Here is an 18,426-nt window from a genome sequence, read left to right on the forward strand (position 1 = left end):
GGTTTACCCTGCCAAAGGGTAATATTGTCGGTTTTAAAAGGGCTGTGATAGTGAATAGTTCGCTTTTTTGGTGATTTGTGTGACACACACTGACTTTGGCTATTGTGGTTATTTTTTGAGTATGAATGAATATTTTTAGGGAGAAGTATGAGTTATTTAATGTTGGATTTGCTCTCGGTGGATGTCAGTGAGGCTGAAGCTGCGATGCTTAGCCATCCACAGGTGGGTGGCTTAATTCTATTTTCCCGCAATTTTTCGAGCCGTGATCAGTTGATCCGTCTGGTACAACAGATCCGCCAAATCCGCCCCGACATTCTGATCGCCGTTGACCATGAAGGTGGCCGGGTGCAGCGTTTTCGGGATGGTTTTACGCTAATTCCGGCGATGGGGGATATTTTACCTGCCGCTAAAGGCGATATGACACTGGCAAAACGTTGGGCCTGTGAACTCGGTTTCTTAATGGCCATTGAGCTATTAGCCTGCGATATCGATTTAAGTTTTGCGCCAGTGCTGGATCTGAATGGTATCAGCCAAGTGATAGGTAAACGCAGCTTTAGCCCTGAGCCTGCTGAGGTGATTGAGTTGGCCGAAAGCTTTATTGCTGGCATGGCCGCAGCTGGTATGGGCGCCGTGGGTAAACATTTCCCCGGCCATGGCAGTGTTGCCGCCGACTCACATATCGCCCAACCCATAGATGATCGCGAAGCCGAAGCTATCTTTAATAAAGATATTTTGCCCTTTAAGGCGTTGATAGCGAAAGGACAATTATCTGGGATCATGCCTGCCCATGTAATTTACCCTAAGATTGATCCTAATCCTGCAGGTTTTTCACCTTATTGGCTGCAACGGGTGTTACGTGGGGAACTGGGCTTTAAAGGGGTGATTTTCTCCGATGATTTAGGCATGAAGGGCGCCTCATTTGCTGGTGATTACCTTGGCCGCGCACAGGCGGCATTGGATGCGGGCTGTGACATGATTTTAGTCTGTAATGATAATCCGGGTGTGATGTCACTGTTAGAGGGCTTTGTTTGGCCCGAGGCGGCACCCCAATATCCCGCCAGTTTGCTCAAGCCTAATGCGGCTCAAACGGCGTTGGCGTTGGAGAATAGTGTCCGCTGGGAAAATGCAAAGCAGTTGGCGGAGCAAATTTGTTTGGCACAACAGGAAAAAGTTTGATGCAACGCAAGGTTATTGCGTAAACTTTTGCTAGGGTAAAGGGTGTCACTCGTTAACAACCCGCGTTATCTCACACAGTTAAAAGGCCTTGATATGATTTTCTATCTTCACGGATTTGATGCTACTAGCCCTGGTAATCATGAGAAAATGCGGCAGTTGCAGTTTATTGACCCCGATGTGCGTTTATTAAGTTACAGCACATTACACCCTAGACATGATATGCAGCATCTGCTCAAGGAAGTCGCGAAGCAGATGCAATATACCGACGACCCAGCGCCTTTGATGGTTGGTGTTGGGCTCGGGGGATATTGGGCCGAGCGCATTGGATTTTTAAACGGCCTTAAATCTGTGCTAATTAATCCTAACTTGCACCCCGAAGAGAATATGCAGGGTAAGATTGACCGCCCTGAAGAATATGCCGATATTGCCAATAAGTGTGTATCGCAATTTCGACTTAAAAACACCCAAAGAGCCATGTGTATCTTTTCTGTCAATGATGGAGTGTTCGATAATCAGCAACTCGCTAGTGAATTAAAACCCTATTATTCGATTGAATGGGATGACGTTCAGCCCCATAAATTCCCCCAGCTCGCCGCACATCTCCCCAAAATAAAAGCCTTTAAATTGGCTTAATTTATATCGATTGGGTAAAAGTACCGCTCCTCTTTTTATATTAAAGAGGGGAGTGGATTTATCTTATCGGCTGTTCCGCCTTATGGTTTTGGCTTTGATACTTCATCTGACGGACATTGTGACTATTGGGGATATTTTTAAGTAGGGCACATTGAGGGCTCTAGATTGTAAAATTGACTATGTTAGTTTTGGATAGAAATTTGTTGGTAACCAGTGCGGGGTATAGGCAACTTGGGTTTTGGGTTTTAGAGGTTTAGCGTTGACTGGTATCCACGCATTTAGGCTTGCCATGGCATTCACTCACCGACTCGCAGCCAGTCCATCCTTGGATGCTCGACCGCCCCGTCCATGGGGCGAACGGTCGTCTCGCTAATCACCATGGCACGCCTTTCGAGCGCACGCGTAACCTGTAGGTTATAAAGACTAGATCTAACACTAACTTTTTATAAAATTTAGTTATAAATGCTTTAGAAAAGCCGTTTTGTTAAGACCAAAAACATGCAGAGCTTAAGGATGTAACGCTTGGCTTGACGCTTTGCCTTTACACCAATGTCCGCTGTGATGTTGCTTTTTGAATTCACACATTGCATCCCACCGACCGCTTATACCACTGTATTGACGACGAAATTCCTTTGCTGAAGTGAGCCAAGCATCGGGCGCAATACCTAATTCACGGAGCAGTTTTGGCCGCTGATTATCAATATAACCTTTTTTATCAAGGCGAATCGCTCTGCCAGTCCAATCAATCAATTCGAGATAATCAGCAAAATGACACGGAATGCCAGATTGCTGGCTTAGATGTGTTGAACCATTAAATTTGACGAGGGATTGGTGTGTTGTTTGCGGTCGTTTATTTGCGGATTGAGACAGTGTGTTAAGTGAGGGAAAAGCGTTATCTTGCGGGGCTAGCGAGTTAATCCGCTCTTGAATTGATGTAAAATCAGAGGATTGCAAAGAATTGGCAATCCCCGCCCTGATTGGATTTAAATCCACATACATCATGCAGGCCAGTAGAGCTTGTTCATCTAACAGTGCTTGCGACTTAAATCGGCCTTCCCAAAACGCTCCTTTGCATTCATCTTCACGATTGGCCTTACGGGCAATTTCTTCATTTAAACAGCGCATAAACCAAGATATGCTGGATAAGCGTTCATGCCACTCGGCAAGTAATGCATCAAGTAACATCACTTCACCGTCGATTAACGCATCACCATTCATATACTTAGAGGCGACAGCGTGGCCCTTAGTGATTTGACACCAGCGGCTGATAATATCTTTTTGCGTTAATGATTTAGCATTGTCGACATCAATTTTAAGCACTAAATGATAGTGATTATTCATCACGGCATAGGCACAGATATCAATACAGAAAATCGCAGATAATGCCTTGATTTTATCCACAATCCAGCCACGTCTATGTCCATAACTGCGACCTGTGAGTTTATCCTCGCCACATAAAAAAGCCCTACGAACACAACGATTTATCACATGATAGAAGGGCGTTGCATTGGCATCAATTAACTGTCTTCTGGCCGAGGTCATCACAAACTCCACACAGACAACATCAGAATAATTTAAAGCCTAGTAGAAGGGGGCAGGAAAATACAAAAAGATATGCCTGTCCTGAAAATTTTTTGAAAATTTTTGCTGAAAATTTTTGGAAACATGTTAAAAAATTACACATTTTTAAACAAAAGATGAGACGACTAACGAACCGGAACTGGGGCGTGAGTATGAGTTATCAGCTGTTTAAAGTGCGGCAGTACATGCAAGGTTGGATCAACTACTTTGGCATAGCCAACGCTTACAAAGGGTGTGTCGATTTAGACCACTGGATCCGTCGTCGAGTACGTATGTGCTACTGGCGTCAATGGCGAAAGCCACGGTAAGGTACAAAACTTACTCAAATGTGGCGTCAGGATTCAAGCGGCCGTTGCCTGTGGAATTACAAGCAAAGGGCTATGGCGAAGCTCGAAAACACCAGGAATACAGCAAGCGCTGAGTAACGAGTATCTTAAGAGAGCAGGATTGTATTCACTGAGAGATGGATCGCAGTTCATTATCCTAACCAGAACGTTTAGGTTAGGTGTTTCTAAATGAACCGCCCTGTGCGGAGCCGCATGCAGGGTAGTGTGGAGGCTGGAGGCTAAATACCTCCGGCTACCCGATTAGGTGTGCTAGTTCAATTCACCGAAGCCGAAGCTACTCAATTCAAATCCATTTTCTTTTTGCGTAAAATATAGCGCTAGATAAGCATGATCATGAGTTCTAACCCAGACCTTATACACATTCTTACTTTCTAGACTTATATACCCAATTTTCGAATAACCTTTCAACCACTGAGGCACAGATTCTTTCTTGTTACCCAGACAACTAAGATCAGAGCACATCATTGACAAAGTGATTAAGTCGCGAGCAGTAGCCTCCGAGATAAGGCCGATAATTTTAACGCCATCAACTTCTTGAGATGATGAGTTATTTGACTCACATCCAAGAAATGTTAATGAGCATACTAAAATTAAACTATTAAGTTTCATGTCTTCACCCAGACACCTAACGCCGCGTTAAGGGGCCGGAAAACTGCGCTGCAGCTTGGAGGTTGAAAGTTGTGAAGCTGCTGATTTTGAACTTTTTATTATGTATTTCGGCGCTTAATTTCTTCATAGCATCCCTCGCAGATTAGCATTACTTGAGCAAAACCTTCAGAGACATCATTCCAGCCCCCTTGCTCAATAGCGACAGCTTCACAATCTGAACACCAAGCGCTTTTAAATGGCCACGCTGGATCGGGCTCATCTTCAGGTTCAAAAAAACCAACGCGTTCGCCATGCTGGAGATGCTTGCAAATAAACGCAGGCCTCCGTAGACCGTGCCTACCACACTCCATTTTTGAGTCTTTATTTAGAGGATTGCTCATAGTCCCTCATGACAAATAACGTCTTAGTATTTATGCGCTACGCTGTTTGCAGGGCATAAATCGCTTGTTGACTAAATCTCAAATATGGCCGCTGCCACATCCAAGTCAATTGGTAAAAATGATGCTATAGGAATTTGCTTTTTTGCGATAGCGTTTTTTATGCAGTTTGATGGGTAATTGCTTGATATCGTTTTAGCTTTCTCATTCTTTTACGCTCACTTTCGACTCATTATTGACCTCGATTGATAGCATTTTAGCCCCGTATTCAGGCTGACACTCGTACCACATTTTCTCATTGGTTAGGGTAATTGCGGTTGATATCGAATAAGGCCAGAACTCTTTAGCATTACTAAAATTGGGTCAATGTTCTTATGTAGGAGTTAGCTAGATGTCACTTTGCCAACGACGAATGGGGCAATAGCTTTTAGCTAAACGAACAGCAGAAGTGTTAGTTAGGATCGGCATTGTTACAACAGTGACCGTTGACGGCATAGCCGCTCTTTCACATTAGACCCATAGGGATATGGGAAATGTCACTATGATGTCGGGAACATCATTGACCATGTGAACGTGGCATTTACACTTCCGTGTGCTGTAGATGCCGTCGCCGCTTTTCTAAGTGTTCGCTGTAATCGGTGAGTTCTTGCAACGTGCCCACAGGGCCATGAAATAATTTGCCAAACTCAGTGGTAAGTTTGAGCCAGTTATCATGGGGATATTTAATCTTGTCAGTAACTTGTCACTATTTCCACAGATGGGGCCACATTTATCTTTGCGAATGATTAGTCCTGTATCACCTAGCAGATCGCAAGCAGATCCTCAGCTAAAAGCATTATATTGATTAAGTCTGGATGGGTTTATTTTTCAAACTCTTGAAAATAATTATTTATTGTGTAAAGTAGCGACCCTTGTCATTTTGTAACAAAATGCTACAGAGTTAATGCTATCTTTGTCCAGTAATTGGATATCCCTTTGCGTATGTCGCCCGACACAGCTAACAGCAGTCTTGTTAGCTGTTTTTTTTGCCTAAAAATAATATTTGTTTGTTTTTTGCTCTACAGATCCAGAGGTTAACACTTAGCCTCTGGATAATTGCGGCTATGCTTAATCCAATAATAAGACGCGTGGAAAAGGGGCGTGAAATGAAGCGAGTATTAATTCGTTTGACCGGAAAAGTGCAAGGTGTGGGATGTCGGCATGCGACACTGACAAAGGCGAGGGCCTTAGGCGTGACAGGTTATGTGACCAATTGTAGTGATGGCAGTGTTGAGGTGTTAGCCCAAGGCAGTGATATTGCGGTGAATAATTTGATTGCCTGGTGCGAAGTGGGTGTGCCCTGCACCGAGGGACTCACAGTGACTGTGGGTGAAGATAAAGCCGATGATATCTACCTCGACTTTTCGATTGTGCAATCTTAGCTTGGTGTATTAGCCCGTTTTATTGCGAAATACACAGTGGAAAGTGCGAACAGGGATAGCCAGTTAACAACCTTGACTGCCATTGGCTATCCCACGTTTACATAATTAATACTGGACGGTTTGTGCCACTCCCGCATCTTGGCCAACGGGATTGCTCGGTTGTGCCATCTTACGAATTTGGATCACCATGCCCATTTCGGGATGATCTAAGTAATGGATTTCCTCACTCTTTACCCGACGATTTTGTTCGAGTGGGATCGCCATTAAATAAGGTGTCATCACCTTAGGCTGTGGAGTTGTGGCAGCCAAATCAGTATTTTCAACGGCCATTAATTTTCTGCCTTCTTTACGCAGATTTAAGGCGGTTTCGATATATAAATAATGATTTAAATAAATATTAAGCGTGCCATCTAGTTCCCAAACGGGTGATACCGTTGGTATGGGCATTGGGGTTCCGTCGGCATTTAACATGGGTTCGTTTAATGCTTGCTCCGCAATTTTGCGGCCATCGAAATGGTAGGTACCAGAGAAGTCTTTACCGGCAAATAAACGGATAGGCACTGCGCCACTCTTACTGCGCATAGGTTGTTGCCATGTCATATGCAATAGGCTGCGATTACCACGTTCCCTCGATAAACTACTGATGATGCTTGCAAATTGCCCTTTGCTGCTGGGGAGTAGTCGGGCATCAGCACCGGAGGACGTATTAGCCGTATTGTTGTTACCGATTTCCGATGGAATAGTCGATGGATAGCGGTATTCAGTGGCGGCTGTGTTTATCGCTGCAGGAGCCGATGTGCCATCGCTGTTGAAGTTATCCACAGTTGTGCCATCGGCGTTGAGTTGCTCTGCGCAGTGGCTATTGGCATCGGCATCAAACACGAGCGTGCAGGGGGGTGCTGCAGAACCCATAGGGGTGACAACTTGGGCAACAAGGGGAGAAATAAGGTCTATGGCATTATGGGTGTTGGTGGCAATGGGGGCATTTGGCCATTGCTCGGTTGTTTGGCTTTGGCGTTCAAACACATAGATTTCCACCTCGAACCAGGCTTCAGCGCGGGCAAGCTGGCTGTGTGAGAGCGCAATGAGTGTAGCGATAGAGACCGCGAGTTGACGTAACACTATTTATCTCCAAGACGATGTTGCGATTGATGTTGAGATAGTTGTTCGAGCAAGAGTTTGACTAAAGCGAGCCTATCCTTCGCCGTTTCAGCGGGAAGGCTGAACTTTAACTTATTCGGCCCTTCCATTCGATAGATTTGTGGCTGGCTTTGGAGTAATCCAATAATAAAGCCTGGGTCGATCACATGGTCATTGCTAAATTCGATACTACCACCCGTGGCATGCACTTCAATTTTGGTTGCGCCTAGGCGGGTTGCCTGATGCTTATAGAGGGTCATTTCCATCAGATTTTTAGTGGCCTCGGGCAGTAAACCAAAACGGTCGATAAGTTCGACCTTTAACTCGTCGAGCGCCGCCTCTGTTTCGCAGCCCGCGATCCGTTTATACAAGGATAGACGAATATTCACATCGCCCACATAAGCCTCTGGGAGTAGTGCTGGGATCCTCAGTTCTATTTCACATTGCTGATTCAGCATTTGCGCGAGCGACGGTTCTTTACCTTCTTTAAGTGCCTTGACCGCAGATTCAAGCATTTCCATATACAAGCTAAAGCCAATCTTAGAGATATGGCCGCTCTGCTCATCGCCTAAGAGTTCACCGGCGCCGCGGATCTCTAAATCTTGAGTGGCCAGCATAAAGCCTGCACCGAGATCTTCGAGGGCATCAATGGCTTCTAAGCGTTTACGCGCATCACTGGTCATACGTTTAGGGTGCGGCGTCATTAAATAGGCATAGGCCTGATGGTGCGAGCGCCCGACACGGCCACGCAGCTGATGCAATTGCGCTAGACCAAAGGTATCGGCGCGCTCAATAATAATAGTATTAGCACTGGGCACGTCGATACCAGTTTCGATAATAGTGGTACAGACTAAGACGTTGAATCTTTGATGGTAAAAATCTGACATCACCCGCTCAAGATCCCGCTCTCGCATTTGCCCATGGGCGACGACTACCCGGGCCTCGGGCAGTAAATCGATAATATCCTGGGCGCATTTTTCGATGGTTTCGACATTGTTATGCAGATAATACACTTGGCCACCACGGAGGATTTCCCGCAGTATGGCTTCGCGCACTGTGGCGAGATCGAATTCACGCACAAAGGTTTTGACGGCTAAGCGTTTGGCAGGCGGAGTGGCAATAATCGATAAATCACGCATGCCCGACATGGCCATGTTTAAGGTGCGCGGGATCGGCGTTGCCGTCAGGGTTAAAATATCCACATTGGCCCGCAACGCTTTGATTTTTTCCTTTTGGCGCACACCGAATCTGTGTTCTTCATCTATGATAAGCAAGCCTAAGTTTTCAAATTTCACTTGGGATTGCAGTAACTTATGTGTACCAATAACGATATCGACTTTGCCTTCTTCAAGTTGCTTAAGCACATGGTCTTGCTCTTTAGCCGTTCTAAAACGAGACATGACTTCGGTAACAACTGGCCAGTCGGCGAATCTGTCCTTAAAGTTTTCATAATGTTGCTGGGCAAGCAGTGTGGTCGGCACGAGGACAACCACTTGTTTGCCAGCATTGACGGCCACAAAGGCGGCGCGCATGGCCACTTCGGTTTTACCAAAGCCCACATCGCCGCACACCAATCTGTCCATGGCGGTTGGCGATTGCATATCCGCTAATACTGCATGAATGGCACTCTCTTGATCGACAGTCTCCTCAAAGGGGAAACCTTGGGCAAATTGGGCGTATTCCTCTTCGTCAATCGCGCAGCTTTCACCCGGACGAGCCTGACGCCGGGCATAAACGTCCAGCAACTCCGCCGCCACATCACGGATTTTTTCAATGGCTTTATTTTTTGCCTTGGCCCACGTCTCGTTGCCGAGTTTATTTAGGTGCGCATCGCCATCGGCCCCCATGCTGTAGCGACTAATAAGGTGCAGATTCGAGACGGGCACATAGAGTTTATCGCCCCCTGCGTATTCCAATTGCAGGTATTCCGCCACCAGACCGCCCGTATCTAAGGTGATAAGTCCTTGATACAAGGCCACTCCGTGCTCTAGGTGCACTATGGGCTGGCCTACTTTGAGTTCGGCGAGGTTTTTAATCAGGGCATCATTGCTGATCTGACGCTGTTTTTCCCGGCGGCGCTGCTGGGAAATGCGGTGTCCAAAAAGCTCGGTTTCACAAATAATGCTGACCGCATCCCTTGCATTGAGCTTAAGCAAACAGCCCCGTGATAGCGGCGAAACTATGAGTCCTAATTTAGCATCGCTTTGAATAAACTCATTAAAATGGCTAAATAAGGTGGGTTTAAGTTGGATTTTGCCTAAAAGTTCGAACAGAGCCTCACGCCGCCCTTCGGATTCGGCACTGAATAGAATGCGCGGTGCACTTTGAGCGTAATCCTGCAATGCCAATAGGGGTTGTTTTAATTTGTGATTGGCACTGATGTCGGGTAATAACTGGGCATCGATCATCGAGCCCTTATCGTCGATGGCTCCCAAACTGGGTGCAATAAACTGATAACGGGGCAGGGGTTTAAAGGCTGCAAATAACTCTTCTATCAGTAAATACAGCTCTTTAGGCGCAAGCAGTGGCCGCAAAGGATCGACACGTCTGTCTTGGTAGCGGGTTTCGACCTCCTGCAAATGGGCGCGAGCCGACTTTTCAATATCACCTAAGGTGACAAGCTGGGTGTCCTTGGGGAGGTAATCGAACAGGGTCGCAATGTCATCAAAAAATAGCGGCAGATAGTTTTCAATCCCCGCGGGCATCAGATTACGGCTCACCAATTGGTAAACGGATTCTGGCTCTTTGACTATGACTTCGAAACGGCGGCGGTATCTCTGCCTAAAACCTTCGATGGCGGCGCTGTCGGTGGGAAACTCTTTGGCCGGTAATAGGCGCACCGCATCGACAGGGGTGGACGAGCGCTGGGTTTCGGGATCGAAATGGCGAATGGTTTCCACTTCATCATCAAATAGCTCGATACGCAGCGGCATATTCACGCCCGTCGGGAAGATGTCTAAAATTGACCCGCGAATCGCAAACTCACCGTGCTCGTATACTTGCTCGACTAAGTGATAGCCTGTATCGGTTAAGTGTTGTCGTACATCTTGTAATTGATATTTATCGCCTTTTTTCAGCACAAAGACATTTGCACTCAAAAAGGATTTTGGCGGCAGTCGCATCATCAGGGTGCTGACTGGCACTATGACTACACTGTGTTCGGCCTGAGTGATCTGTGAGAGTGTCTCTAAACGCTGGGAGATCAGATCCTGATGGGGCGAAAAACTATCGTAGGGCAAGGTTTCCCTATCGGGGAATAAACGGACCTTAATACCATCGGCGCTCAGTAAATAGTTGAGTTCTGATTCTAGACTCAAGGCACTGGGCGTATCACTGCTGACGACAAGCGTTGTGCCTTTATGTTGGCGGACAACACTGGCCAGTGTTACGGCTTGGCAAACTCCCGCAATGCAGGACAGGGTTTGCACTTGAGTACTCTTTTTGACGACGGGTGGAGTTAAGGCTGAAATGTGAGTCATTGGTGTGGGATAAACGATTCATTCACAAAAAGTTGCAGACATTGTAGTGACTTAAAGGCCGAGGTGCCAGTGAAAAGTCTGTGCTTATTCGCGCCCATCCCTCGCTAATTTGCGAAGTTTTAGCTGCTTTTGTTGTACGGTAAGGCTGGCTTTAACCAGTTGCTCGACATCGGCGTCGAGGATCTTGCTAAATTCGAGGTCAATAAAATATTGCTCGGGTGCTGAGGGATTTGCGGCTTGATGAGTGCTATCCAGATGATTTGCCAAGACCTTTACAAAACATAAAATGGCGATCAATTCATCGTGAATAAAAAGCGTGGTTTTAAAATGCTCTCCAAGGGGAAGTGGGGTCGGGCTGATAAGCCTTATGCCACTGCCGCCAAATTGGCAGCCAAGCAATTTATCCCCATCTTGCACTTCTTTCTCGAGCACATGTTGTAGCACTAAGTCCACTTTGCGGGATTGCAACTTTAAAAAGTCCACCACGACCTTAGCTTCATTATCTAAATGGCGCAGTTGTAGCAGACAACTGGCCTCGAGTTCCTTGACTTCACTTAGCAGTTGTATTCCAAGGGATTGCATTGATCTTAATGCGATTTCACTGGGTAAAGGTTGATTTTGTGGCCAAGGGCTTAGGTAAGCCGTGAAGGGGTGAGGCACACTAAAATAGGGATTAGAGTCAGTGAACAAGGCTTGCCTCTTTATTTATAGGACTTAAACCCCTATTATCGTGCCCATCTTTATGATTTAGCAAGTTCATCACACAGGACGCAGCCCTCTTTCAATGGATCTACGATTTCCCTTCTACGTTGGTTACCGCTATTGGCGGGCCAGAAAGGCAAATGCCTTTGCTTCTTTCATTACAATATTTGCCGTGTCAGGCATTTTTTTAGGCGTGGCGGCACTTATTGTGGTCAGTTCGGTGATGAATGGTCTGGAGGGGCAATTAAAAGAGCGTATTCTCGGCGCTGTTCCTCAGTTAACTATTTATACTGAGGCGCCCTTAAGCGATTGGACGGTCCAAGCGACGGCACTGAAGACGCTACCGAGTGTGAAGGGCGTGACCCCCAGTGTGTCGACCCAAGCTATGGTGCAATCGGCCGCGAATATTCGCGCGGTGCAGGTCTTTGGGATCTTTCCCGAGCTTGCGCAAACCTTGTCTGCGGTCGCTAAGCATACTTATTCTGGCGCCTTTGATGAGCTGACGAGCGGACAATATAAAGTGATTTTAGGGGCAGAGCTTGCCCGTCAACTCAAGGTGAGCCCTGGGGATACCGTTAGATTATTGAGCGGCGATGGTGTGGTTTACTCGCCACTTGGGCCTGTACCGAGCCAACGTAAGTTTTTGGTCTCGGGTATCTTTGAAATGGGCTCACAGGTCGATGCGGGCGTGGCCTATATCCATTATCAGGATGCGAAACGCCTAATGCGTCAACCGAGCGATGAGATCAATCAACTTAGGCTCTATTTAGACGACTCTTTCACTGCCCCCGCCTTAGCGCCTAAAGTGCAGGATATACTCGCTAAACAAGGGATTAAGGCGACGACCAGCGATTGGCGCGACACCTATGGGCATTTATTTAGCGCAGTGAAAATGGAAAAAAACATGATGTCACTGATGCTGAGTTTAATTGTGGCCGTGGCCGCCTTTAACATTGTTTCGGCCCTAGTGATGATGGTGGTCGATAAAACCACCGATGTGGCGGTACTTAAGACGCAGGGGCTGACAACGGCCTCGGTGATGGGGATCTTTGTGGTTCAAGGTTCGCTCAATGCCGTATTAGGATTAGTGCTGGGCTTAGGTGTCGGCATTCTACTGACGCTCAATCTCAATGGCATAATGTCGAGCTTAGGTATTTCTATTTTAGGGGCAGGGCAAGTGTTACCCGTGAAGCTGGAGTTAGTGCAATTGTCGGCCATAGTGATAGGCACTTTAGCGGTAACTTTGTTGGCAACCCTCTATCCGGCGCTGCGCGCGGCCAGAGTGCAACCTGCCACGGCGCTACGATACGAATAATTGGATCTGGTTTAACTCGCCAAACCCTATTCCCAGAATTGATAGAGAGAATTTGAATGCAAGACGTGTTACTGCAAGTACAGAGTGTCAGTAAGAGTTATCACGACGGCGCCGTGACCACCCAAGTATTATCGAATGTGGATTTACAGGTGTTTAAGGGCGAACAGTTGGCGATTGTCGGCAGCTCGGGCTCGGGTAAGAGTACGCTACTGCATATTATGGGCACATTAGATGAGCCTACATCGGGTAAGGTGTTGCTGCTGGGTGAAGATTTGTACCGCGTCAGCAGTGCGCGTCAGGCGCAGATCCGTAATCAAGATTTAGGTTTTATTTATCAGTTCCACCACTTACTACCTGAATTTACCGCGCTGGAAAACGTGGCTATGCCTGCTTTTATCCAAGGCAAAGATCGCAAGCAAGCACTCGCCGATGCACAAGTCCTGTTAGAGCGGGTCGGGTTAGGTCATCGCATGACCCATCTTCCGGCGGAACTCTCGGGCGGTGAACGTCAACGGGTGGCGATCGCGCGGGCCCTGATCAATCAGCCTAAGTTGGTGCTTGCCGATGAACCTACGGGAAACTTAGATGCCAACAGTGGTGATGCTGTGTATGAACTTATCCGCGAGTTAGCCAATCAACTCGGCACGGCCTTTGTGGTAGTGACCCATGATCACAAACTGGCTGGGCGTATGGACAGACAATTGATGATGAAAAACGGTTACCTGCAATTAGCGGCGGAAACCCAAGTATGAAAGGACCGTTAGCCCTATCCATTGGTTGGCGTTTTTACCGTGCCCGTCAATCAAATAGTTTTATTAGCTTTATCTCCTTCGCTTCGACCGCAGGCATTGCCCTCGGCGTGGCGGTATTGATCGTCGTATTGTCGGCAATGAATGGCTTTGAGCGTGAGTTAGAGCAACGATTTCTTGGCGTAGTACCGCAGGCGGATATTGTTGGGGTGGACGCGCCGATTAGCGATTGGCAAAACGTTGTCAAAGATGCCGAACAGATTGAGGGTATTCGCGGCGCGGCGCCTTTTATTCGTATGCAAGGATTAGTGCAAAAGCCCGGTGGGTTTCAAGGCTTATCCGTGGTGGGGATTGAGCTGGAAGAAGAAATGAAGGTCTCAGCCCTGTCACAATTTATGAGTGATGAAAGCTGGCAGAGTTTAGGTCAGGATGCGAATAATATTGTCCTTGGCAAGAGCTTATTGAAAAAGCTAGGGCTTAAACTGGGGAATACAGTAGCACTCTATGTGCAGGACTCAGATCCAGATGCGGCGGGGAGTCTACGCGCGGCAAAAAGCCATAGATTTGTGGTGTCCGGCATTTATTCCCTCGGGGGAGAGCTTGAGTTAACGACCGCCTATATTCCAATGCGCTATGCAGCGCAGATCCTAAATATGCATAGCGGTGTGACGGGCGTGCGTATTAGTGTCGATAAAGTGTTTGAGGCGCCAGCCAAAGTGCGTGAACTGGGTTATGCGCAAAAGCAGTCGGTGTATATTAGCGACTGGACTCGTACTCAAGGGCATTTATATCAAGATATTCAACTGGTTCGCACCGTGATGTACTTGGTTCTCGTGTTAGTTATTGGTGTGGCTTGCTTCAATATTGTCTCCACCTTAGTCATGGCAGTGCGGGATAAAGCCTCTGAAATTGCTATTTTAATGACTATGGGCCTGAGCCGTTTGGCCGTGATGGGCATTTTTATGGTGCAGGGCGCCTTAAACGGGCTGCTCGGTTGTGGTCTTGGCGGCATTATTGGTATCAGCATGGCGCTGAATCTAAGTGATATCGCCAGTGCCATTGAGCGGTTATTCAGTATTGAGCTATTGTCAGCGGATGTATACTTTGTCGACTTTCTTCCCTCTGAATTGCATGGCTCGGATGCGGTGCTCGTAATTGCCATGGCATTTATGATGAGCTTGATTGCAACCTTATATCCAGCGTTGAAGGCCAGTCAAATTGCGCCAGCACAAGCCTTAGCGGGTAGGTAGTATGCTTTACAGCTAGGTAGTGTGCTTTAGCGAGTAGCATTGTTAGAGCGGGATAGTGACTAATAGTCTGATTGCTAAACAAAAGGCCAGTGACTTCTTAAAGAAGTCACTGGCCTTTTTAATCTTGGCGACTAAATGAAGATGGCGATGAAATTAACGCTTTAAACCTTCATTCAATAGTGGACGCATGATCTTTACTAATTCAGTGGTCACTTTAGGTGAGCCAGCAACGATATTACCTGAAACCAAATAGTTATGGTTGCCAGTAAAGTCAGTCACAGTACCGCCCGCTTCGCGGCAGATAAGATCGCCAGCGGCGATATCCCAAGGCTTTAAGCCGATTTCGAAGAAACCGTCTAAACGGCCAGCAGCAACATAGGCTAAATCTAAGGCGGCGGAACCTGCGCGACGTAAGTCAGCACATTGGCCGAAGACTTCGCCAAAAATAGCCATATAAGTTTCAGTGTGTTGGCGTGCTTTAAATGGGAAACCCGTGCCGATAATGGTTGGGGTTAATTCATTTACATTCGTGACGCGGATCCTAAAATCGTTGAGTTTTGCACCCTTACCACGGATAGCGGTAAAGAGTTCTTCACGGACAGGATCGTAAACAACGGCAACTTCAGTCTTGCCCTTGTATTGCAGTGCAATGGAAACAGAGAAGTGGGGAATGCCTCTAACAAAGTTGTTAGTGCCATCCAGAGGATCGACTATCCAAATATAGTCTTTGTTTTCACCGCGGTTTTCACCTTTCTCTTCACCCACAATTGTATGATCTGGATAAGATTTACGAATTTGGTACGTAATAGCCGCTTCTGCTTCCTTGTCTACACTGGTAACAAAATCATTGATACCTTTGGCACTGACTTCAACTCGGTCAAGTTCAGTGTAGGCGCGCATAATAGTTTGGCCGGCCGCGCGGGCAGCGCGAACAGCAATCGTCAGCATCGGATGCATTGCAATCCCCTGGATGTTAAAGAACGTTAAAATAGCGGGCGGCATTATACTCGATTTGATTGTTATATCAAATACCGATTTTCATATAAGCATTCGCCCACGCCTGTGATAATATTCGCCCCCAGTGTTTTATGAATTAAATTAAGTTGTTTCATGCTAAGTAATATTCGTGTGGTTTTAGTGGGGACATCGCACCCCGGCAATATAGGTTCCACCGCCAGAGCGATGAAGACTATGGGTTTATCAACCCTGTACCTTGCCGAACCTCGTTGTGAGGTTGATGGTCAATCCATTGCATTAGCCGCTGGTGCCTCCGACATTTTGAAACACTTAGTCAAAGTTGATTCACTCGCCGAAGCCATTGCCGATTGCAGTTTGGTGATTGCCACGAGTGCGCGCAGCCGAACCTTAGATTGGCCCATGCTTGACCCGCGAGAGGCAGGGCAGAAACTGGTCAGCGAAAGCCTAAGTGGCCCTGTTGCCATAGTGTTTGGCCGCGAGAATCACGGCTTAAGTAATGAAGAACTGCAGCAATGTACTTACCATGTTGCGATTCCCGCCAACCCAGAGTACAGCTCACTTAACCTTGCGCAAGCGGTGCAAATTATCTGTTACGAGACTCGGGTTGCCCATTTAGCACAAACAGAAGCTATAGCTGAGCCGACAGAATATCCCTTAGCTGCGGATCAAGAGCGTTTCTTCGTTCACCTCGAAAGTACGCTGTTATCAACGGGTTTTATTATTAAAAATCACCCGGGACAAGTAATGACAAAACTGCGCCGATTATTCAGTCGAGCGCGGATTGAGAGCCAGGAGATGAATATCCTTCGGGGAATATTGACCTCCATCGACAAAGTGGTCGGTGATAAACACAAATAGCCCAGTGCTTATCTGGCAAATAATAACGGGCAAACAATAATCAGTGCGAAGGATTGAGTGATGGGTGTGATAGCTAGGCTAAAAGAAGATATTGAATCTATATATCACCGTGATCCCGCGGCGCGTAGCGCCTTTGAGATCTTAATTAACTATCCGGGAATGCATGCCATTTGGCTGCACCGGATAAGCCATAAGTTATGGAAGTGCGATTGGCGTTTAACGGCCCGTTGTTTATCGACGTTTTCCCGTTGGTTGACTGGGGTTGAGATCCATCCCGGGGCAACCATAGGACATAGATTCTTCATTGACCACGGTATGGGAGTGGTGATTGGTGAAACCGCCGAAATTGGCGATGATTGCACCCTTTACCACGGCGTTACACTGGGTGGTACCACCTGGCAGGCGGGAAAACGTCACCCGACTTTAGCCAATAATGTGGTGGTTGGCGCGGGCGCTAAGATCCTCGGCCCTATTACTATGCACGATGGCGCCCGTGTGGGGTCAAATTCTGTGGTGGTCAAAGATGTGCCAAAGGACACGACTGTCGTTGGCATTCCTGGTCGCGTGGTGGCAACCCCGTCACCTCAGTCAAAGGAAAAGTCCGAGCGCCGCAGTGCGATGGCGAAAAAATACGGTTTCGATGCCTATGCCGTTTCGCCCGATAATCCCGATCCAGTCGCGAACGCCATTGGGCAAATGCTAGATCATATGCATTTGATGGACTCGAAAGTGCAGGATTTATGTCAAGCTATTCAACGTTTAGGCGGTGATGTGTGTACCGAAAAACTGCCGGAATTGGATGTGGGCGAGTTTAATGATGCCGAAAAAGCGGCGGCAGTGAAGCGTCAGAACAGCCACGATGAGTTTGATCCGGGGATCTAATGCATCCTAGTTTGAGGTTAAGTGACTGCACCCAAACAGAATAACTTGGCGGGTGCATCTCAACCCAAGATTTTGGTATTTTTTGCCGCAGCACTAAAGTTTCGTATTTTTTGTCGCTGCACTATTGTTGTCGCTGCACTAACTAACAGTGCAGTGTGACTATTTTGTGAGCCTTAGGGATATGCATTCGGTTTTCGCGGACCTTATCGTGCGATAGATCTCGATATCGGCTTTAGTGTGCCGATTAATTGCCGCTTTGGCATTGAATCTTAGGGCAGAAAAAGGTTAAATACCCCACCAAGATGAAAGGGTATTGGTTCGCACTACACTCATATACTTGAGTGTTTTAGTAGGTTTTATACTTGACTGATTTACTCGGGTATGTTGAAATAACCCCATACCTGTTTGGGAGCTATGGTAGTTATGAAACTTACATCAAAAGGTCGTTATGCAGTAACCGCTATGCTTGACGTGGCAATTCACTCGGCATCGGGACCGGTTCCCTTGGCGGATATCTCTGAAAGACAAGGGATTTCGCTTTCCTATCTGGAACAACTCTTCGCTAAGTTAAGAAAGCATGGTTTAGTCGCTAGTGTTCGCGGACCCGGTGGTGGTTATCGCTTAGGGCTAGAAGCCAACGATATTTCAGTCGGCATGGTTGTCCATGCGGTTGACGAGTCTGTCGATGCGACTCGTTGCCAAGGATTAGGCAATTGTCAGAGTGGAACTCGCTGCTTAACGCACTCGCTTTGGGGCGATTTAAGCAAACAAATTTCAGATTTTTTAAACGGTATCAGTCTTGCGGGCTTGATGCAGAAGCGGGATGTACAGTTTATCTCACTTAAGCAAGACACTATGCAAAAGGAACAAAGAGTCAGTTTGTAGGCTCCTTGTTATACGATAAAAATTATTTTTGTACGTTGTATGTA

15 protein-coding genes and 2 pseudogenes are annotated in these 18,426 nt (G+C 47.0%); 10 read left to right on the forward strand and 7 right to left on the reverse strand.

Annotation, left to right across the window (positions count from 1 at the left end):
* Window positions 1–147 precede the first annotated feature (147 nt).
* The gene (gene nagZ, locus MJO46_RS01255; RefSeq protein ID WP_253987766.1) at window positions 148–1,176 is read left to right on the forward strand and encodes a beta-N-acetylhexosaminidase; all 1,029 of its coding nucleotides are present in this window, start codon (window positions 148–150) and stop codon (window positions 1,174–1,176) included.
* 93 nt (window positions 1,177–1,269) lie between these two features.
* The gene (ycfP, locus tag MJO46_RS01260) at window positions 1,270–1,809 is read left to right on the forward strand and encodes an alpha/beta hydrolase YcfP (protein WP_253987767.1); all 540 of its coding nucleotides are present in this window, start codon (window positions 1,270–1,272) and stop codon (window positions 1,807–1,809) included.
* Window positions 1,810–2,316: 507 nt separating this feature from the next.
* Here ycfP and MJO46_RS01265 read toward each other — a convergent pair.
* The gene (locus MJO46_RS01265) at window positions 2,317–3,351 is read right to left on the reverse strand and encodes a transposase (protein WP_253987768.1); all 1,035 of its coding nucleotides are present in this window, start codon (window positions 3,349–3,351) and stop codon (window positions 2,317–2,319) included.
* A 134-nt stretch (window positions 3,352–3,485) separates the two neighbouring features.
* On the opposite strand from MJO46_RS01265, the pseudogene MJO46_RS01270 reads away from it, so the two are divergent.
* Window positions 3,486–3,890 (forward strand): annotated as a pseudogene (locus MJO46_RS01270) (group II intron maturase-specific domain-containing protein); the annotation flags it as partial.
* Window positions 3,891–4,494: 604 nt separating this feature from the next.
* Here the strand turns inward: MJO46_RS01270 and MJO46_RS01275 are convergent.
* Window positions 4,495–4,638, reverse strand: coding sequence for a hypothetical protein (locus MJO46_RS01275; RefSeq protein WP_253987769.1), 144 nt, complete (start codon window positions 4,636–4,638; stop codon window positions 4,495–4,497).
* Between the two features lie 665 nt (window positions 4,639–5,303).
* A pseudogene (locus MJO46_RS01280) lies at window positions 5,304–5,533 on the reverse strand (transposase); the annotation flags it as partial.
* A 335-nt stretch (window positions 5,534–5,868) separates the two neighbouring features.
* Here MJO46_RS01280 and MJO46_RS01285 point away from each other — a divergent pair.
* Window positions 5,869–6,144: an acylphosphatase gene (locus MJO46_RS01285; RefSeq protein WP_253987770.1), complete on the forward strand. Its 276-nt coding sequence runs from the start codon at window positions 5,869–5,871 to the stop codon at window positions 6,142–6,144.
* Window positions 6,145–6,249: 105 nt separating this feature from the next.
* Here the strand turns inward: MJO46_RS01285 and MJO46_RS01290 are convergent, their stop codons facing one another.
* The 3 genes from MJO46_RS01290 to MJO46_RS01300 all read right to left on the reverse strand — a co-directional run bounded on the left by MJO46_RS01290 (window position 6,250) and on the right by MJO46_RS01300 (window position 11,453).
* Window positions 6,250–7,266, reverse strand: coding sequence for a peptidoglycan binding protein CsiV (locus MJO46_RS01290; protein WP_253987771.1), 1,017 nt, complete (start codon window positions 7,264–7,266; stop codon window positions 6,250–6,252).
* The gene (gene mfd, locus MJO46_RS01295) at window positions 7,266–10,763 is read right to left on the reverse strand and encodes a transcription-repair coupling factor (RefSeq protein ID WP_253987772.1); all 3,498 of its coding nucleotides are present in this window, start codon (window positions 10,761–10,763) and stop codon (window positions 7,266–7,268) included. Before mfd ends, MJO46_RS01290 begins: the two co-directional genes overlap by 1 nt.
* An 84-nt stretch (window positions 10,764–10,847) precedes the next feature.
* Entirely contained in the window at window positions 10,848–11,453 is a 606-nt protein-coding gene (locus MJO46_RS01300; RefSeq protein WP_253987773.1) for a hypothetical protein, read from the reverse strand.
* Between the two features lie 94 nt (window positions 11,454–11,547).
* On the opposite strand from MJO46_RS01300, the gene MJO46_RS01305 reads away from it, so the two are divergent.
* From MJO46_RS01305 to lolE, 3 genes are read left to right on the forward strand one after another with little or no spacing between them, the layout of a single operon-like run.
* Window positions 11,548–12,780 (forward strand): lipoprotein-releasing ABC transporter permease subunit, encoded by a 1,233-nt coding sequence (locus tag MJO46_RS01305; RefSeq protein WP_253987774.1) that lies wholly within the window; start codon window positions 11,548–11,550, stop codon window positions 12,778–12,780.
* A 56-nt stretch (window positions 12,781–12,836) separates the two neighbouring features.
* Window positions 12,837–13,532 carry a lipoprotein-releasing ABC transporter ATP-binding protein LolD gene (gene lolD / locus MJO46_RS01310; protein WP_198783269.1) on the forward strand — a complete coding sequence of 232 codons (696 nt, stop codon included), beginning with the start codon at window positions 12,837–12,839 and terminating at the stop codon, window positions 13,530–13,532.
* Entirely contained in the window at window positions 13,529–14,779 is a 1,251-nt protein-coding gene (gene lolE / locus MJO46_RS01315; protein ID WP_253987775.1) for a lipoprotein-releasing ABC transporter permease subunit LolE, read from the forward strand. Before lolD ends, lolE begins: the two co-directional genes overlap by 4 nt.
* Before the next feature lie 153 nt (window positions 14,780–14,932).
* Here the strand turns inward: lolE and suhB are convergent, their stop codons facing one another.
* Window positions 14,933–15,736, reverse strand: a complete 804-nt coding sequence (suhB, locus tag MJO46_RS01320; protein WP_198783271.1) for an inositol-1-monophosphatase — start codon at window positions 15,734–15,736, stop codon at window positions 14,933–14,935.
* 153 nt (window positions 15,737–15,889) lie between these two features.
* Here suhB and trmJ point away from each other — a divergent pair, with 153 nt between their 5' ends.
* The 3 genes from trmJ (at window position 15,890) to iscR (ending at window position 18,382) form a co-directional block, all read left to right on the forward strand.
* On the forward strand, window positions 15,890–16,615 hold the full coding sequence (gene trmJ, locus MJO46_RS01325) for a tRNA (cytosine(32)/uridine(32)-2'-O)-methyltransferase TrmJ (protein ID WP_253987776.1): 726 nt from the start codon (window positions 15,890–15,892) through the stop codon (window positions 16,613–16,615).
* Window positions 16,616–16,675: 60 nt separating this feature from the next.
* Window positions 16,676–17,497, forward strand: a complete 822-nt coding sequence (gene cysE / locus MJO46_RS01330; RefSeq protein ID WP_253987777.1) for a serine O-acetyltransferase — start codon at window positions 16,676–16,678, stop codon at window positions 17,495–17,497.
* A 423-nt stretch (window positions 17,498–17,920) separates the two neighbouring features.
* Window positions 17,921–18,382: a Fe-S cluster assembly transcriptional regulator IscR gene (gene iscR / locus MJO46_RS01335; protein ID WP_198783274.1), complete on the forward strand. Its 462-nt coding sequence runs from the start codon at window positions 17,921–17,923 to the stop codon at window positions 18,380–18,382.
* The last annotated feature ends 44 nt before the right edge of the window (window positions 18,383–18,426 follow it).

The sequence above is a fragment of the Shewanella sp. KJ2020 genome (genome assembly GCF_024197625.1).
Classification (GTDB): domain Bacteria; phylum Pseudomonadota; class Gammaproteobacteria; order Enterobacterales; family Shewanellaceae; genus Shewanella.

Excerpts from the sequence above, each read along its gene's own strand:
- ycfP (WP_253987767.1), top strand. The coding sequence starts at position 1,270 with ATGATTTTCTATCTTCACGGATTTGATGCTACTAGCCCTGGTAATCAT.
- MJO46_RS01305 (WP_253987774.1), top strand. The coding sequence starts at position 11,548 with ATGGATCTACGATTTCCCTTCTACGTTGGTTACCGCTATTGGCGGGCC.
- trmJ (WP_253987776.1), top strand. The coding sequence starts at position 15,890 with ATGCTAAGTAATATTCGTGTGGTTTTAGTGGGGACATCGCACCCCGGC.
- cysE (WP_253987777.1), top strand. The coding sequence starts at position 16,676 with ATGGGTGTGATAGCTAGGCTAAAAGAAGATATTGAATCTATATATCAC.
- lolD (WP_198783269.1), top strand. The coding sequence starts at position 12,837 with ATGCAAGACGTGTTACTGCAAGTACAGAGTGTCAGTAAGAGTTATCAC.
- MJO46_RS01265 (WP_253987768.1), bottom strand. The coding sequence starts at position 3,351 with ATGACCTCGGCCAGAAGACAGTTAATTGATGCCAATGCAACGCCCTTC.
- MJO46_RS01285 (WP_253987770.1), top strand. The coding sequence starts at position 5,869 with ATGAAGCGAGTATTAATTCGTTTGACCGGAAAAGTGCAAGGTGTGGGA.
- lolE (WP_253987775.1), top strand. The coding sequence starts at position 13,529 with ATGAAAGGACCGTTAGCCCTATCCATTGGTTGGCGTTTTTACCGTGCC.
- mfd (WP_253987772.1), bottom strand. The coding sequence starts at position 10,763 with ATGACTCACATTTCAGCCTTAACTCCACCCGTCGTCAAAAAGAGTACT.
- suhB (WP_198783271.1), bottom strand. The coding sequence starts at position 15,736 with ATGCATCCGATGCTGACGATTGCTGTTCGCGCTGCCCGCGCGGCCGGC.
- nagZ (WP_253987766.1), top strand. The coding sequence starts at position 148 with ATGAGTTATTTAATGTTGGATTTGCTCTCGGTGGATGTCAGTGAGGCT.
- MJO46_RS01275 (WP_253987769.1), bottom strand. The coding sequence starts at position 4,638 with ATGGCGAACGCGTTGGTTTTTTTGAACCTGAAGATGAGCCCGATCCAG.
- iscR (WP_198783274.1), top strand. The coding sequence starts at position 17,921 with ATGAAACTTACATCAAAAGGTCGTTATGCAGTAACCGCTATGCTTGAC.